This window comes from Leisingera sp. ANG-S5 (assembly GCF_000813925.1).
GTDB lineage: Bacteria > Pseudomonadota > Alphaproteobacteria > Rhodobacterales > Rhodobacteraceae > Leisingera.
Window position 1 is genome coordinate 254,473 of the sequence record NZ_JWLH01000001.1, and the last position, 16,214, is coordinate 270,686.

General features: G+C 64.9%; 18 protein-coding genes. 9 read left to right on the forward strand and 9 right to left on the reverse strand.

Annotated elements, in window-relative coordinates; genetic code table 11:
- Positions 1–43: 43 nt before the first annotated feature.
- Together RA25_RS01270 and RA25_RS01275 are read right to left on the reverse strand one after the other, a co-directional pair.
- Entirely contained in the window at positions 44–1,021 is a 978-nt protein-coding gene (locus tag RA25_RS01270; RefSeq protein ID WP_039169552.1) for an isopenicillin N synthase family dioxygenase, read from the reverse strand.
- On the reverse strand, positions 1,018–2,382 hold the full coding sequence (locus tag RA25_RS01275) for an FAD-dependent oxidoreductase (RefSeq protein ID WP_039169554.1): 1,365 nt from the start codon (positions 2,380–2,382) through the stop codon (positions 1,018–1,020). Before RA25_RS01275 ends, RA25_RS01270 begins: the two co-directional genes overlap by 4 nt.
- A 222-nt stretch (positions 2,383–2,604) precedes the next feature.
- On the opposite strand from RA25_RS01275, the gene RA25_RS01280 reads away from it, so the two are divergent.
- From RA25_RS01280 to RA25_RS01295, 4 genes are all read left to right on the forward strand, one after another.
- Positions 2,605–4,206 (forward strand): BCCT family transporter, encoded by a 1,602-nt coding sequence (locus RA25_RS01280; protein WP_039169556.1) that lies wholly within the window; start codon positions 2,605–2,607, stop codon positions 4,204–4,206.
- Between the two features lie 253 nt (positions 4,207–4,459).
- Positions 4,460–5,815, forward strand: a complete 1,356-nt coding sequence (gene proS / locus RA25_RS01285; RefSeq protein ID WP_039148897.1) for a proline--tRNA ligase — start codon at positions 4,460–4,462, stop codon at positions 5,813–5,815.
- Positions 5,816–5,948: 133 nt separating this feature from the next.
- Entirely contained in the window at positions 5,949–6,464 is a 516-nt protein-coding gene (locus tag RA25_RS01290) for a carboxymuconolactone decarboxylase family protein (protein WP_039169558.1), read from the forward strand.
- 113 nt (positions 6,465–6,577) lie between these two features.
- A complete protein-coding gene (locus RA25_RS01295; protein WP_039169560.1) occupies positions 6,578–7,201 on the forward strand; it encodes a GDSL-type esterase/lipase family protein in 624 nt (207 codons plus the stop codon).
- A 12-nt stretch (positions 7,202–7,213) separates the two neighbouring features.
- Here the strand turns inward: RA25_RS01295 and RA25_RS01300 are convergent, their stop codons facing one another.
- Together RA25_RS01300 and RA25_RS01305 are read right to left on the reverse strand one after the other, a co-directional pair.
- Positions 7,214–7,702 (reverse strand): HPP family protein, encoded by a 489-nt coding sequence (locus RA25_RS01300; protein ID WP_039148894.1) that lies wholly within the window; start codon positions 7,700–7,702, stop codon positions 7,214–7,216.
- A 112-nt stretch (positions 7,703–7,814) separates the two neighbouring features.
- Positions 7,815–8,033, reverse strand: a complete 219-nt coding sequence (locus RA25_RS01305) for a tautomerase family protein (RefSeq protein ID WP_019295658.1) — start codon at positions 8,031–8,033, stop codon at positions 7,815–7,817.
- 165 nt (positions 8,034–8,198) lie between these two features.
- Here RA25_RS01305 and RA25_RS01310 point away from each other — a divergent pair, with 165 nt between their 5' ends.
- From RA25_RS01310 to RA25_RS01325, 4 genes are all read left to right on the forward strand, one after another.
- Positions 8,199–9,485, forward strand: a complete 1,287-nt coding sequence (locus RA25_RS01310; protein WP_039169561.1) for a lipoprotein-releasing ABC transporter permease subunit — start codon at positions 8,199–8,201, stop codon at positions 9,483–9,485.
- A complete protein-coding gene (locus RA25_RS01315; protein ID WP_039169563.1) occupies positions 9,478–10,161 on the forward strand; it encodes an ABC transporter ATP-binding protein in 684 nt (227 codons plus the stop codon). The genes RA25_RS01310 and RA25_RS01315 overlap by 8 nt, the downstream gene beginning before the upstream one ends.
- 257 nt (positions 10,162–10,418) lie before the next feature.
- Entirely contained in the window at positions 10,419–11,063 is a 645-nt protein-coding gene (locus RA25_RS01320) for a hypothetical protein (protein WP_039169565.1), read from the forward strand.
- A gap of 127 nt (positions 11,064–11,190) precedes the next feature.
- Positions 11,191–11,511: a bactofilin family protein gene (locus RA25_RS01325; protein WP_019295654.1), complete on the forward strand. Its 321-nt coding sequence runs from the start codon at positions 11,191–11,193 to the stop codon at positions 11,509–11,511.
- Here the strand turns inward: RA25_RS01325 and RA25_RS01330 are convergent.
- A complete protein-coding gene (locus tag RA25_RS01330) occupies positions 11,508–12,329 on the reverse strand; it encodes a class I SAM-dependent methyltransferase (protein ID WP_039169567.1) in 822 nt (273 codons plus the stop codon). The genes RA25_RS01325 and RA25_RS01330 overlap by 4 nt on opposite strands.
- 99 nt (positions 12,330–12,428) lie before the next feature.
- Here RA25_RS01330 and RA25_RS01335 point away from each other — a divergent pair, with 99 nt between their 5' ends.
- Positions 12,429–12,770: a zinc ribbon domain-containing protein YjdM gene (locus RA25_RS01335; RefSeq protein WP_039169569.1), complete on the forward strand. Its 342-nt coding sequence runs from the start codon at positions 12,429–12,431 to the stop codon at positions 12,768–12,770.
- Here RA25_RS01335 and RA25_RS01340 read toward each other — a convergent pair.
- The 4 genes from RA25_RS01340 to RA25_RS01355 form a co-directional block, all read right to left on the reverse strand.
- A complete protein-coding gene (locus RA25_RS01340) occupies positions 12,767–13,201 on the reverse strand; it encodes a DMT family transporter (RefSeq protein ID WP_019295651.1) in 435 nt (144 codons plus the stop codon). The two genes, RA25_RS01335 and RA25_RS01340, sit on opposite strands and share 4 nt — an antisense overlap.
- Positions 13,202–13,340: 139 nt before the next feature.
- Positions 13,341–14,021, reverse strand: coding sequence for a hypothetical protein (locus RA25_RS01345; protein ID WP_039169570.1), 681 nt, complete (start codon positions 14,019–14,021; stop codon positions 13,341–13,343).
- A 13-nt stretch (positions 14,022–14,034) separates the two neighbouring features.
- Positions 14,035–14,691 (reverse strand): DNA-3-methyladenine glycosylase I, encoded by a 657-nt coding sequence (locus RA25_RS01350; protein ID WP_039169572.1) that lies wholly within the window; start codon positions 14,689–14,691, stop codon positions 14,035–14,037.
- Between the two features lie 28 nt (positions 14,692–14,719).
- Positions 14,720–15,484: a hypothetical protein gene (locus tag RA25_RS01355; protein ID WP_039169574.1), complete on the reverse strand. Its 765-nt coding sequence runs from the start codon at positions 15,482–15,484 to the stop codon at positions 14,720–14,722.
- Positions 15,485–16,214 lie beyond the last annotated feature (730 nt).

The window sequence follows — 16,214 nt, forward strand, 5'->3', positions numbered from 1 at the left end:
AGTGTGGGCGGGCGCTCCGCCCCCTGTGGGGCGGGGCGTTCCTTCAGCTGTGGATCGTGCCCAGCTCAGGCGTGTCTTCGCCCGCGTTCTCATCCGGCCAGTTGGTGCGCCAGATCTCCGCCGACCAATGGCCGCAATGCACCGAAGGCCGGTCGAAGCCTTCAACCGGCGGCAGCAGCGGCTGCACCACCACGTCATGGCGCGGCACCGCGAAATAGGGGAAGGAGTAGCGCTCCCTCCCGCTTTTGTTCACCACCCGGTGCGGGGTGGAGACCAGCCGCCCGCCGGACCACAGCTCCAGCATGTCGCCGATGTTCACCACAAAGCCGCCGGGCGGGCAGTCGGGGGTGATCCAGCCGCCGTCCCTTGTCTGTACCTCCAGACCGCCCACCGGGTCCGGCGCGATGATGGTCAGCGCGTCGGTGTCCTTGTGCGGGTGGATGCCAAAGCCTTCCTCCTCCGGCGCCTGTGGCGGGTAATGCAGCAGGCTCATGTTGGTGAGCGGTTTCTCAAACGGGTCCTGAAACGCCGCCGGGTCCAGCCCCAGCCCCTCTGCCAGCGCGCCCAGCAGCAGGTGAAAGACACCGTCCAGCTGGGACCAGTAGCCCAGGATCACCTCGCGCGCTTCCGGCACCTCAAGCGGCCAGCGGTTGGGGCCGTAAAGCACGCAGGCCTCACGGATGGGATCATCCGCCGCCACCTCATGGTGCAGCTTGTAGCCCTCGTATTTATCCGCCGTGCCGCTGCCATCGTTTGGCGTGAAGAGCCCCATCGGGACATAGCCGCGGTAATTTTCCCGCGTAATTGCCTGATCCCACTTGGACTTTTCCTCCACAGCAAAGATCGCGCGCACCGCGTTCCGCACCGCCTCCACCGTTTCCTGCGCCACGCCGGTGCCGGTGATCGACAGAAAGCCGATGTCCTCAGCCGCGGCCAGAATGGCGTCGACGGTTTGCTGGTGCTGCGGGTGGTCCCCCTCCCGCAGCGGCGTGATGTCGATGGTGGGGATGGCTTGCGTCAATGGATCCGCACCCCCTGGCGTTTCAGCTCTGCCTGCACCGCGGAGATATCCACCGCGTCGAACTCGCAGCCTGCTTTGACTGACAGCGCCGCGGCGATGCCCGCGCCCTGACCGGCGACAGCGCAGCAAGCCATGTTGCGGGTGGCCGCATGGGCAATCTTGTCGCCGCCGATGGCGCGGCCGGTCACCAGCAGGCCCTGAACCCCCTTGGGCAGCATCGAGCGGTAGGGGATCTGCATGTATCGCCCGGTGGTGGGCAGGATCAGCACGCCGTAGCCGTCGATGAACTCCGGGTAGATGCCGATGGTGTCGTCGAACCGGCCCTGGTGCCGCGTCTCGTCTTCGGTGATGTTGTGATGCGCGTCGATCTTGCGGGTGTCGCGGATGCCGATGGTCATGCCGAAGTTCCGCAGACGCGCGCCCGCGCAGCCCGGAGTATAGGCGCGCAGCGCATCAATTGCGTGCATCGCCTGTTTGCGGCCCTCGATCTCGCCCTTGGTCATGCTGTCGGGGTCGGTGCCGTCGATGCCCGCCAGATGGACCAGGTTCATATAGGTCATCTCGCCGCTGTCATGCACCGCGCCCCAGGTGCCGCCGATGGTGTTCAGATGCGCCGGGATCACTCCGTCGCGGATGGCCTGTGAAAACGGTTTGGCCAGGAAGGGGGAGAACATCTCATCCTCTTTCCCTGAGGTCTCCACCTGCCATTCGCCGGTCGACCAATTGGCATAGGTCTGCGGATCGGCCTTCACACCTTCCATGAACTTCTGCTTGTCGACGCCGGCGATGTTGAACATCACGCTGGCTGCCTGCATCTGCTCCACCGGGGTCTTGAGGGTCGGCGCCCCCATCATATGGGCAATGTCCGCATCCCCCGTCGCGTCGATCACCCGTTTCGCCAGCACTGCCTCGCGGCCAGCCTTGCTCTCGACAATCACACCGGTGATCCGGCTGCCCTCGCGGATCGGCGCCACAAACACCCGGTGCAGCATCGGGTGGATGCCGGCCTCCTCGACCAGCTTGTCCGCCACCAGCTTGAAGCCTTCGCTGTCCAGCTCATAAGACAAAGACTGGCTTTCGGGCACCGCGGCGCCCATTGCCTTGGCGCGCTCCTCGAACTCCCAGCCGATGCCATGGGCCTCCACCGTCTCTTCGTGCCGGTACCAGGCAAAGCCCTCGACGCCCACGGTGGTGATGTTGCCGCCGAAACAGCCGAAACGGTCCATGAGCGTGACCTCGACGCCCGCCCGCGCTGCGGCCAGCGCTGCTGCCAGCCCGCCGGGGCCGGAGCCAACCACCAGCACTTCGGTTTCATGGATGACCGGAATTTCCCGTGCCGGCTCAGTAATGGTTTTGGCCACGTCTCTCTCCCTAAGTCGTGCCGCCCTGTTTGGCGTTTCCGCTAACACTTTCGAATCTTGAACGGCGATTCAAGTTCCTTTGCGCCAGAATGCGGCAAAAGCGACATCATGCTGAGAGCAGGGCGCATACCGGCCCCAGGGAGGGTTTGCGGCGCAAATTAGGAGATTTCCGAATTTAATGCGACACTTGCAGGAGAGTTAACGAGTACAAGGGGAGGCGTCATGCCTGAAACAAAGAAAATGCTCGATCCCGACCCGAGGGTCTGGGACTTCGAGACAGAGTATGAGCTGGGACAGGACAACATCCGGCCGTTCGGCCTGGACATCCATAATCCTGTCTTCCTGATTTCCAGTATCCTGATCGCGGCATTTGTGCTGATTGCGCTTGCCAACCAGGAGGCGGCGGCGGCCTTCTTCGGCTGGCTGCGGCCCTGGCTGACCAGCACCTTCGACTGGTTTCTGGTCCTGTCGGTGGACGCCATCACCCTGTTCTGCCTGGCGCTGATCGTCCTGCCGGTCGGCTCTGTCCGGATCGGCGGCAAGGATGCCAAGCCGGATTATTCCTATGCCGGGTGGATTGCGATGATGTTCGCGGCCGGCATTGGTATCGGCCTCTTGTTCTTCGGCGTGCTTGAGCCGGTCTACTACAACTTCTCAGAAGGCGGCGCGGCGCGGCCGCTGGGGATCGACATCAACGAGCCGGGCAATGAGTACATCGGCATTGTCGGCACCATACACCACTGGGGGCTGGAGGGCTGGGCGGTTTATGCCGCTGTCGGCCTGTCGCTGGCGATCTTCTGCTACAACCTCGATCTGCCGCTGACCCTGCGCTCGGCGTTTTACCCGATCCTGGGCGAGCGGGTCTGGGGCTGGTGGGGCCACGCCATTGATACGCTGGCGGTCTTTGCCACGCTGTTCGGGCTGACCACCTCCTTAGGCCTTGGCGCGCAGCAGGTTGCGGCCGGCCTTTATGAGGTGTTCGGGATCGAACCCAGCCCGACGGTTGTCGTGCTCTTGATCATCGGCATCACCGCGATTGCGCTGGGCTCGGTGCTGATGGGCATGGACGCAGGCGTCAAACGCCTGTCGGAAATCAACATGGTGATGGCGGTGGCACTGTTCATCTTCGTTCTTCTGGTCACTGGCATCGGCACTGCAATTGCACGCTATTTCAACGTGATGGTGGACTATGTTCAACTGCTTCCGGCGCTCTCCAATCCCTTCGGGCGCGAGGACACCAGCTACTTCCACGGCTGGACCACCTTCTACTGGGCCTGGTGGATTGCCTGGTCGCCCTTTGTCGGCATGTTCATCGCCCGCATTTCCAAGGGCCGCACGGTGCGCGAGTTCGTGCTCTGTGCATTGATCGCACCCACGGCGGTTTGCGCGCTGTGGATGTCGACCTTTGGCGGCGGTGCCATCGACATGCTGAACGCCGGCGGCGCAGAGGGCGTCAAAGCGACAGTGATCGACAGCTACAAGCCCGAGGGCGCGCTGTTCGGCTTCCTGAAGGAGCTGCCACTCTATTCCATCGTGGCACCGATTTCCTTGGTACTGATCGTGATCTTCTTCGTGACCTCATCGGACTCCGGCTCGCTGGTGATCGACACGATCACCGCAGGCGGCAAGATGGACGCGCCGGTGATCCAGCGGGTGTTCTGGTGCACGCTGGAGGGTCTGGTTGCGATTGCACTGCTGCTTGGCGGCGGTTTGTCGGCGCTGCAGGGCGCAGCGGTCTCGACCGGCATCCCGTTCACCCTGGTGGTGCTGATGATGTGCTACTGCCTGTGGCTGGCGCTGCGGGCCGAGCGGGCGAAGATGTAGGCCGTTTCAGTCAGCTTACTGAAAATGCTGCGGGCGTTCCGGCGCCCGCGGCATTCTTTTGGGACGTGGGGCGCCAGCCGCACGGCCCGCGCCTGACCTTCCCCCCGGTCAGGCGCATCTGCGCCAGCCCAAGGTCAGGCCCGGGCCCTGTGTTGCGCACCAGGAACAGCAGGGCCACCTCCGCCCTTGCCCGCACCCCTCACACCCACTAAACCGGGCGGGAACTCGAACCCACATCACCGATGGAGCCAAGATGCGCCTGTCCCGCTATTTTCTGCCGGTTCTGAAAGAGAACCCCTCGGAAGCCCAGATCGTCAGCCACCGGCTGATGCTGCGCGCCGGGATGATCAAGCAATCCGCCGCCGGGATCTATTCCTGGCTGCCTTTGGGCTTCAAGGTGCTGAAGAAGATCGAAAGCATCGTGCATGACGAGCAGATCCGCGCGGGCCATATCCCGATGCAGATGCCGACCATGCAGTCCGCCGACCTGTGGCGCGAGTCGGGCCGCTATGAGGCTTACGGCCAGGAAATGCTGCGGGTGAAGGACCGGCATGACCGCGACATGCTGTTCACCCCGACCGCCGAAGAGCTGATCACCGACATCTTCCGCGCCCATGTCAGCAGCTACAAGGACCTGCCGCTGACCATGTACCAGATCCAGTGGAAATTCCGCGACGAGATCCGCCCGCGTTTCGGCGTGATGCGCGGCCGCGAATTCTACATGAAGGACGGCTACAACTTCGACCTGACCAAGGAAGACGCGCTGCACGCCTACAACCGCCACCTGGTCAGCTACCTGCGCACCTATGAGCGCATGGGGCTGCAGGCGATCCCGATGCGCGCCGATAGCGGCCCCATTGGCGGCGATGACACCCATGAATTCCTGGTGCTGGCGGACACCGGCGAGTCCGAGGTCTTCTATGACAGCGCCGTCACCGATCTGACCTTCGGCGACCGCGAGATCGACTATGACAGCGTCGAGCAGTGCCAGAGCGTGCTGGAGGAGTTCACCTCCAAATACGCCCGCACCGACGAGACCCATGACGAGGCGCTGTTCAACCAGATCCCAGAGGAGCGCCGCCGGGTGGCCCGCGGTATCGAGGTCGGCCAGATCTTCTATTTCGGCACCAAGTACTCCGACGCAATGGGCGCCACTGTGCAGGGCCCCGACGGCAAGAACGTGCCGGTCCACATGGGCTCCCACGGCATTGGCGTCTCGCGCCTCCTGGGCGCGATCATCGAGGCCAGCCACGACGACAAGGGCATCATCTGGCCCGAGGGCGTGACCCCGTTCCACTGCGGCATCGTCAACCTCAAGCAGGGCGACGACGAGGCGGATGCGGCCTGCAACCAGCTTTATGCGGCGCTGACCGCCGCCGGTCTGGACCCGCTCTATGATGACCGCAACGAACGTGCGGGCGGCAAGTTCGCCACCATGGACCTGATCGGCCTGCCCTGGCGCATCACCGTCGGCCCGCGCGGGCTGAAAAACGGCGTGGTGGAACTGACCTCCCGCCGCACTGGCGAGAGCGAGGAGCTGTCACCGGAAGAGGCGGTCAAGAAAGTGGTCGAGGTCTACAAGGCGCACCCCACAGGGCGCGGCTTCTGAGCCAGGCCGCAAGTTTGAAGCGAACAGCCCCGCTGGCGAAAGCTGGCGGGGTTTTCCTTTGCCGTGCAGGGCGCTGACAGAGGGCGGCCCGGATGCTAGCCTCGCCCTGAACCGGAACAGGGGCGGGGCAAGCATGGCCAATTTCAGCGGTATCGCAGCAGACAGCGGGCTGACCCATGTGCTGTCCTCCTTTCCGCAGAACTCCGAACAGCTGCTGTGCTTGCTGGACCGCATCATGTGCAGCGGCGGAGCGCTGACACGGGGCGAGCGCGAGGCGATTGCCGCGCATGTCTCCGGCCTGAACGGCGTGGCCTATTGCGTCCATTTCCACAGCTTGTTTTCTGAGGTTTTCTGCGGCCCGGTTGCGGCGACGCAGGACCGGATCCGGCCCCTGCTGGACTATGCCGGCGCCTTGCTCGAAGGAGAGGCGGAGGGCATCTCGCAGGCCTTCAAGGCCGCCACCAGCACGGGCTGGAGCGAGGCGGCGCTTTATGAGGTGGTGGAGGTCTGCGGCGTGTTCAGTTTCATCAACACCATTGTCAGGGCAGCCGGGCTGGCGGCACCGGCAGAAACACCGGAGCCGAGGCCCACGGCGGCAGAGCTGAAAGGCTCCTATGCTGCAATGGCAAAGGCTGTGCGCGGAACGTAGTCCCCGCGCCGGGACCGGGCCTGTAAACCCCGGCGTGCAGGGGCGGTGTTTTCCCTTGCCCGAACCCGCCGCCCGCCGCCCGCCGCAGGGTGCCGGAAACAGGAGGATACGGCATGAAACAGATCCTGGCTTTTGGCGACAGCCTGACCTGGGGCAGCGACCCGCACACCGGCGGGCGGCACCCCTATGACGACCGCTGGCCGGTGGCGCTGGGCGAAGGGCTGACGAAAGCCGCCGTCTTTGCCGAAGGCTTGCGCGGGCGCACCACGGTTCACGCGCGCAACTCGGCCTGTGCGGATATGCGCGGCGATGCAGTGCTGCCGATGCTGCTGCACAGCCACGCGCCGCTGGACCTGGCGGTGATCATGCTGGGCACCAATGAGATCTACGAGACCCGCCCCAACCATCTGATCCGCGACGGGCTGGAGCGGCTGGTGGAGATCATCCGCCACCACCCCTGGCGGATGCCCGGAGCAACAGCGCCGCAGGTGCTGCTGGTCTCGCCGCCGCCAGTGACGCTGTGCGAGACCTCGGATGTGACCCCGGCGATGGTCGAACAGTCAGAGATGCTGGCAGACGTGATCGAGGCGCTGGCAGACCGGCTTGGCTGCGGCTTTTTTGATGCAGGCCAGGTGGCGCGGGCCTCAGCCGCGGATGGCTACCATCTGGAGGCGGCGGATTCACGTGCCCTTGGCCAGGCGCTGCGGCTGCCGGTGGCGGCGATGCTGGCGCTCTGACGCAAGTTCCGATCAGCCGTGTTTCAGCGGGTATTCGTGGCCTGAGAACCGGTGGAACAGGGCGGCAATCGCCACCAGCGCCACGGCCCCGGTCAGCACCGGGAACAGCAGGAAGGAGACACCGGGATCGGTGGCAAAGACCACCAGCGGGTCGGCGCCTGCGGGCGGATGGGTCAGGCGCAGTGCTGCCATCAGGGCAATAGAAAGGCCAACGGCCAGCGCCAGCGCCCACCAGGTGTCGGGCAGCAGCGCGTTCAGCGCCAGCGCAACCGCGGTGGCCAGCACATGGCCGCCGACCACATGCGCGGGCTGCGACAGCGGGCTAGCGGGAACCGAGAACAACAGCACGCAGCTGGCACCGAAGGGGGCGATCAGCAGCAGGAGATTGGCGTGGGTGGTCATCAGCGACAGTGCCGCAATGGCCAGAAACGCGCCGAGCCCGGCCATGATCACCGTGCGCAGCGAAGGATGCGGCAGCGCGCGTTTGAAGTATCTGTCCATCGTTCTCACCCATTAAAACCGGAACCCGCCTGATAAAGCCCTAGCACCGGGCAAATGCAAGGCAATGGGCATATGCGGCAGGTCACGATGCGGTGACGCCAGGCGGCGTGGGTCAGCCGCCATGCTTGAGGGCAAGCGCCTTTTCGGTGGTCCAGACGGTGTCCGCGCCGCCCCAATGGCCGCTTCTCACCTCGTGTATGCGGACCGAAGTATTGTCCTGCATGACCTGACCGGCAACGGTGCCAAAGGCCTTTGCTGTTTCCCGGATCAGCTGGTGCTTTTCCTCTTCGGTAAACACCCCTTCCAGAACGTGAATGTCAATCAATGGCATTGTGGCCTCCCGTGTTCCTGCTGTGCGCTTCCAACGATTGCACAGACCAGCGCACGCCAGAAGCCTGCAGCGGCCGGCGGATTATCGGCCAGTTCTGCAACCGCACCTTGACCCCGGGCGTAAGGCAGCACAGTTTGCAGGCAAAATTTCCGGGCAGGACCCCTTATGGCCACGACACCACCGCCGTTTTCGCGTTTCGAATGGATTATCGCCTGGCGCTACTTGCGCGCCCGCAAGGCCGAGGGCGGGGTCAGCGTGATGACCTGGATCAGCCTCATCGGCATCACCCTGGCGGTGTTTGCGCTGATTGCCACGCTGGCGGTGCGCTCCGGCTTCCGCTCAGAGTTTGTCGGCACCATCCTGGGCGCCAACGCGCATGTCACCGTTTATTCCTATGGTGAGGTGAATGAGGCCGGGGTGCTGGACCGTTCCCTCAAGGATTATGAGGCGCTGGCAGAGAAAGTCGCCGCGGTACCCGGCGTCACCCGCGCCGCACCGCTGGTCAAAGGGCAGGTAATGGCCAACCTGCGAGACCGCAATGCAGGCGTCGAAGTATTCGGTATTTCTGCCGCTGACATTCAGGGCATCCCCGGCGTCGCCCAAAGCGAGGAGGCCATTGGCGACCTTGCGCGGTTTGAGGAGGGGATCGCCATCGGCTCCGGCGTGGCGCGGGAGCTGGGGGTCACTGTGGGGGACAAGATCAAGCTGATCTCCCCCAATGGCGTCAAGACCGCCTTTGGCACCAGCCCGCGGGTGAATGCCTATGAGGTGGTCTATGTCTTTACCGCCGGGCGCTGGGACATCGACCGCACCCGGGTCTATCTGCCCTTTGGTGAGGCGCAGGGGTTCTTCAACCGCGAGGGCGTCGCGGATGAGATTGAAGTCATGGTGGAAGACCCTGAAAACGTGGATCAAATCGCCCTGCCGATCCTGACCGCGGCGGGCGGCGTTGCTGGCGTCTGGACCTGGCGCGATGCCTCCGGCGGCTTCCTGCGGGCTTTGGAGGTCGAGGACAACGTGATGTTCATCATCCTGTCGATCCTGGTGCTGATCGCGGCGATGAACATCGTCTCCGGCCTGATTATGCTGGTCAAGAACAAGGGCCGCGATATCGGTATCCTGCGCACCATTGGCCTCAGCGAAGGCTCGGTGATGCGGGTGTTCTTTATCTGCGGTGCCTTCACCGGCGTCCTCGGCACCATTTGCGGCGTGGTGCTGGGCTGCCTGTTTGCGCTTTATATCGATCCGATCTTCTCCTTCGTGAACTACGTCATGGGCGGCGGCGTCTGGGACCCGTCGATCCGCGGCATCTATGCGCTGCCCGCTGAGCTGCAGCTGGCGGATGTGCTCTCGGCCACCGCGCTGTCCTTGGGGCTGTCGTTCTTTGTGACCATTTTCCCGGCCCGCCGCGCGGCGCGCCTCAACCCGGTGGAGGCGCTGCGCTATGAGTGAGATCACGCTGGAGCTGAAGGGGATCACCAAGTCCTATCTGAAAGGTACGCCCGGGCAGGTGGACGTGCTGCGCGGCGCCGACCTGACCCTGCAGGCGGGCGAAGTGGTGGCGCTGGTGGCGCCCTCAGGCGCGGGCAAGTCGACGCTGCTGCACATTGCAGGGCTGCTGGACACGCCGGACGCAGGCGAAGTGCGGGTCGCGGGTGAGGACGTGACCCGCAAGGGCGACCGCCGCCGCACCCGTGTGCGCCGTCAGGAAGTGGGGTTTGTCTATCAGTTCCACCACCTGCTGCCGGAGTTTTCGGCGCTGGAAAACATCGTGCTGCCGCAGCTGGCCAATGGCGCTTCGCAGAAGGCGGCGGTGGCGCGGGCGGCGCAGCTGTTGGGCACCGTGGGCCTTGCAGGCCGCGCCGATCACCGCCCGGCGGCGCTGTCGGGCGGCGAGCAGCAGCGGGTCGCCTTCTGCCGGGCGCTGGCCAATGCCCCGCGGGTGCTGCTGGCGGATGAGCCGACCGGGAATCTGGACCCCGGCACATCGGATCAAGTGTTTGCGGCGCTGATGGAGCTGGTGCGCGGCACCGGCCTGTCGGCTCTGATTGCCACCCACAACCTGGAACTGGCAGCGCGGATGGACCGGCAGGTGAAGCTGCAGGACGGTCTGCTGGTGCCGGTTTAGCCCACCGTTTGAGGCCGGGCAGGGCCCGTCCGCGGGTGGGCGGCGCTGACTGGTTTGTATGGCAGTTTATCCGGCCTGTTCCGTAGAAGTGCTGACAGGTTCGCACCGTGGCCAAAGAGCCCGCCCGAGGGGGCGGACGGGCTCTGCCCGGCGGCGCTGCGCGCCTTGTTCCGGGCTTTGCGCTCGCCCGCCGTTTGACCTGAACCCCTGCGCCAGGCCACTCTGTCCCAGTACGGTTCCAGTGACGGCGGGTTCAGATGCAGAAGACGGTCTCACTCCTGAAAGATCTGGTGGTGCTGTTGCGCGATGTTTCGGTGATTGCGCTGTTTGCGGTCTTCCTGCTGTTTCCGCAGAAACTGAACGGCATTCTGGTCAGCGCCGGGTTCGAGGAGGGCAGTTTTGCCGGCTTCAAGTGGAAGTCCAAGCTGGTCGAATACGACGCCACCGTGGCGGAGCTGCAGACCGCGCTGGCAGAGGTTCAGAAGGTAAACGCCCGGCTGACGGAGGCGCTGCAGGCGGCGGAGGGCGGTACGGGCGAGTTGCAGCGCGCCGCAGAGCTGGTGCAGCAGGACGCAGCCTCGGCGCTGGAGGCAGCCAGCAAGACGGTGGCGGGTAATCAGCAGCTGGTCGAACAGGCCCGTGCCCAGCTGCAGGAAGAGATCATCCGCTATTGCTACCAGGAGGACAGCGGCAAGACCGGGCCGCAAGCCTATCTGGTGGCCTGCCACACCACGCCGGAGCGCTGCGAGCGGGCCAAGGAGAACCCGGCCACAAGTTCCTCAGCTTGCGTGGCGCTGGACATGAACACCGCACCCTGGCAGCCCAGTCCGGGCGGATTCTGGGGGTCGCTGTTCCAGTACGGCGCCGCACCTTTGCCGGCACCGTTCCCGCAGGTGGAATAGGCGGGCAGGCGGAACCTTGCCACCCGAACAGCTGCGGCTTTTGCCCCGGGGCGGCTGTTTGCTAACAACTGTTCAAATTTGACCGGGCGGGCTAGGCTGTCCGGGGATGCGCAGAAAGGGCTGAGACGTGGTGAATTCGGTAATCGAGAAAGACGTGACGGTTGAAGGCAATGTCACCTCCAGCAAAGGCAGCGTCGAGGTCCGCGGCCGGGTTGTCGGCGATGTCTCCGCGCAGGCGGTGACAGTGCTGGAAGGCGGTACCGTGGATGGCGCGCTGAGCGCGAAATCGGTCACGGTCGAAGGCGCCTACAGCGGCAAGATTCAATGCGAGGACCTGCGGCTGGCGGCCAGTTCGCGGGTGCAGGCGGATGTCTCTGCGCAGACCATGTCGACTGAGAACGGCGCCCAGCTGCAGGGCAATATCAAGGTCAGCGGCAAAACGGATTAAGCCTCGCAGAGAAAACTCCAGGTCAGCATGCGGCGCTCGCGCAGGGCGCGCAGCTGGTTCTGCACCATCTCCCTGAACCCGTCGCCGAACAGCAGCCGGGTGGTGATCGGCACTGGCGGCGGCGGTCCGGTGCTGGCGGTGCGCTCCTCCAGCCAGCGCAGGCTTTCGGCGGTGGATTCAATGCTGTCCAGCAGCTTGAAGCCGGCGCCGCGCAACAGGGTCTCCATCTCCTTCGGCGTGGCCAGATGGCTGATTGATGGTTCGGCTGCCCAAGGCGCCGGGAAGATCATATCCCCGCCTTCACCCTGAAGAATGTCATAGACGGCAAACACCCCGCCGGGCCGCAGCACGCGGCGGGCTTCGGCATACATCCGGTGTTTGGCGGGGATGTTCATCGACACATGCACGGTGATTGCGGCGTCAAAGCTGTTGTCCGCATAGGGCAGCTCTGTGGCATCGCCTTGCTGGAAGTCTGTTTTGCCCGCGAGGCCCAGCCAGGCGGAAATCTCTGCCGCCGCGGCGCATAGTTCCGGCGTCAGGTCGAGGCCGGTGACATGGCAACCCGCGGTCTCCGCAAGGGTGCGGGAGACACCGCCAAGGCCGGAGCCGATGTCGAGCACCTTGGATTGCGCAGTCAGCCGCATCTGCGCGGCCAGCTCCAGCGTTGCGGCGCGGCCGCGGAAGTGGAATTCATCCAGCGCCTCGAAATCGGCGGGGGTGAGCTCCGCGGGCTCCAGCCCCTTGGCGCGCAGGTCATTGGCGATCTGCTCTGCCAGATTGCTGCTGCCGCCGTAGTGTGTTTCCACCTTGCCGGTCATGATCCCGCCTTTCGCTGGTGCAAAGAAGTATAGCACAAAGGGAGCCGGGCGGCGGATCTGTCTCTGGTGTTGCGCGGGGTTCCCGGCTATTGGCGGTGTATGACTGATACCCTGCCGCCGTGCCCCGAATGCGCCTCTGCCTACACCTATCAGGTGGATGCTCTGCTGATCTGCCCCGAATGCGCCCATGAATGGATTGCGGGGGAGGCCGCGGGCGACGCCAAGGAGGTGCGCGACAGTGTCGGCAACGTCTTGCAGGACGGCGACACGGTGACGGTGATCAAGGACCTGAAGCTGAAGGGCACGTCATCGGTGATCAAGGTCGGCACCAAGGTGCGCGGCATCCGGCTGGTGGACGGCGATCACGACATCGACTGTAAGGTGCCCGGCGTCGGGCCGATCGGGTTGAAGTCGCAGTTTGTGAAGAAGGTTTCCGGTTAAGCCATCTGGGTGATCCAGACTCCCAGCGCCATCACCGAAATGCCGGCCGCGCGGGTCAGGGTCAGCGGGCTGACCTGGGCGCCGAACAAGCCGAAATGGTCGATGGCGGCGGCAGAGATCAGCTGGCCGATCAGCACGAAGAACACCGCGTTGCCGACCCCGAAATGCGGCGCGACGTAGGTGATCGACAGGACGTAGAAGGCGACCAGAACGCCCGCCAGCAGCAGGTGCTTGGGGGCCGATGGAATGCGCGCCAGCGCCTGCGGGCCGGCGATCAGCGCGTAGAGGCTGGTGGCAATCAGCGCGATCAGGAACAGCACCACGGCGGCAGAGGCGGGGGAGCCGATCAGCTTGCCGAGTGCCGCGTTCAGAGCCGCCAGCACCGGAATGCCAAGGCCCGCGGCCAGCATGATGAGGGCGTATTGGGTCATGGCGCGGCTCCTGCAGTTTGCTTGGCGGATTTGTGGCCGGAAACTCTCTACGAAGACAACCCCTACGTTGCGGCGCAGCATCGGAATCCGGCGCGATTTCCCGCCCTGAAAAATCGATCTATCACCGCGGTTCAGCAGGTCAGTCGCAGATGCCGTTCAGTTCGGCGTCCTTCCAAGGCAGGTAGACCGCGCTTTCGCGGCTTTGCGGCAGCGGGCTGACCGGCATTGCGGCGGCCAGCATGTCGTGCAGGCGCCTGGTGCGGGCGGCCTGCGGCGCGAGGGCACGGCAGCAGACGTATTCCTCGACAATGGCGCCCTGCTGTTCAAACCCGTAGGTGCCGAAGTCCGGGTCGCCCTCCAGGTCGAACAGATAGGGATCGCGGTCCTGGCCGTGCTCCGCCGCGGCGCGCAGGGGGGAATAGCCGGTCTGGCGGCGATTCTGCCATTGCCACACATGGGTGACCTCATGCGCCAGCAGCATCGCCTCCACCAGGTGCAGCCGGTCCGGGTACTCCGGCAGGTAGTTATCCACGTACCAGTCGCGGGTGAAGAAGATGCGGTTGAACAGCGCCACGGCGGCGGGTTTGGAGGTGACGATCTCTTCCTTCACCGGCGGCAGGATGCGTTCGCGGCAGGTGACGCGCGGGCGCGGCATGCGGCGGAAGGTGACGGCGCCGAGCGGTGCGCCCTCGACGATGCGGACCTTGTTTGCGTTGAGGCTGGTGCCGTGCAGGGTGTCCAGATAGGCGCGTTCGGTTTCCGTCAGCGGGCGTCCGCAGGCAGAGAGAAACAGCAGGGCGAGGAGCAGGCAGCGGATCATATGCGGCTTTGCCTCAGCAGCTCATCGCCAGAACGCGGCTGATTTCGGTGAGGGAGCGGCCGGATTGGTCCATCCAGGTGTTGAAGGCGGATTGCACTGCTTTCAGGGCGGTCTTGGAGGTGGCGGGTTTGTCGATCACGCCTTCGGCGATGAGGCGCGCGGTGACGTCCTGGCTGAGGATGAAGCTGTCCCGGCCGGCAAAGCGCATGGCGTATTGGCCGGTGTTGCCGCCCAGGCGGGCGCCGCGTTTCTTGAGCATCTCCAGCAGCCCGATGTAGTCGGATGAGGGCCAGCCGCCCAGTATCTCGCCTGCGCCGCCCTCGTCGCGCAGCTCCATCAGGAAGGCGGCGTTGGCGCGCACTGTTGCCAGTTTGGCGCCGTTCCGGACCACGCGGGTGTCGCTGAGGATCCGGTCGAATTCATCCTCCGGCATGAAGGCGCAGGGGCCGGGGTCGAAGCCGTGGAAGACCTCCTCGAAACCCTGCCATTTCGCCTCGATCACTTTCCAGTTGAAGCCCGCCTGGAAGATGCATTTGGTCATGGTGGCCAGCCAGCGGTCCTCCGGCAGGTCCGTCACCTTGGGGTCGGGTCTGGAGAGTTTCTCCTCCAGCGCCTGCACTCCGCCGTGGCGGTCTGCGGAAATGGCGTAGATCTCGTCAAAGCTGCGCATGGGCGGGTCCTGTTGGAGTCTGGTCAGGTTAGCGGCGCGCGCGCAGCTCGACAATGGATTTGCCGAGGCGGAAGGGGGCGGCGAAGCTGACGAGGCACAGCGCGATGATCTGCAGCACCAGGATATGGGCGTTGTCCTGCAGGTATTCCCATTCCTCTTTCAGTTTCGACACATGGTCGATGAGATCGTCATAGGCGCGGGCGATGATCAGGAAATCGCCGGCAATGGCAGGCACCTTGCGGCGCATGGTGTCGACGGCGGCCTGTGTTGGGGTGTCAAGCGCGGTAAAGACCAGGAAAGCCTCCGGGTCGAAGGCGCTGGCCTTGGCCTCCATGTCCTTCATCTCGTCCATCTCAGCGCGGCCTCCGCCGAACAGGAAGCTGAGGCCCTGCAGGGGTGCCACCTCATCCGTCACCGCGATGAACAGCGGCAGTTCGGCGTTGCCTGCGGTGGAGGCGGAAAGAAACTCGACCTTTTCACACAGGACCGCGATGTCGGCGTCATAGGCGGGGTCGCAAAAGCGCAGGCGGAAGCGGGCGGCGTCGCGGTCAAAGGCGGCGGTGGCGGCATAGGCGATGTCGATCTGGCGTTCGAGCCGGGATGAGTCGGCAGCATAGATGCCGGAGATCACCGCCACCAGCGCGCCGAAGCCGCCGAGGACGACCCAGACCAGATCGGCCAGCTTCCAGGCCCGGTGGCCTGCCGGTTTGCGGAACAGGAAGGCAGTGCCGATGAGGCCCGCAAAGAAGAACATCAGGAGCAGGGGCAGCTGGTTGTCCGCGATGAAGGCCATGGCTGTCCCCGTTCTGTGATTGGCTGGCCTAACCATAAGAAGGGAAAGCGGTTTCAGGCAACAGCCCTCACGAAGCTGTCACCGGATGCGCGGGTTTGGCCGGGCGGGAGGGGGTCCCTGTCCGGTGGCTGTCTGTCTGTCTGGCCGTCTGCTTGTCTGGGGCCGTTGGGCCGTTTTGCTTGTGTGGCCGTTTCATGCTGGCCGGGTAAGAGGTGGCGGCGCCGCCAAGGGCCCGGAGGGGCCGGAGGCGGAGGGCCGGGCAGGGGATCGCAAGCCCCCATGTCCGCTCGAAAGCTTCCGTTCTGCGGAGAACCCCTGCACCCGATGAAAAGGTGGTCTTGGGGGCTCCCGTATCTCCTGGTGGTGCGGGGTGTCAGTCCGCACCGGTGTCGCGACGCATTGGAGTATGGCAGGCCGGGGTTAAGGGCGCGCAAGCGGGGCGTGCGGTGGATAGGGGGGTGGCGCAACACCCTTGATGCGCAGCCCGGCGCGGCCTAGGGAGGAACGGCAGGCGTGACACGGTGATATTCTCGCGGCCGTAGCACGGCCCGTTCGGGCCGGAGCGCCATGCGGGGTTTCCGGCTTTGCCGGGTGCGAGGCCCCGCCGCCTGCACCTTTCTCAGTTTGGGATAGTGACGGTTGCGGTTCGTTCCCTGACCGGGTCGCTTGCGGCCCGGTCTGCGCCTGCCTGCCCCCCCGGCAGGCGCATTCGCGCCCGCCCAGGCAGCCG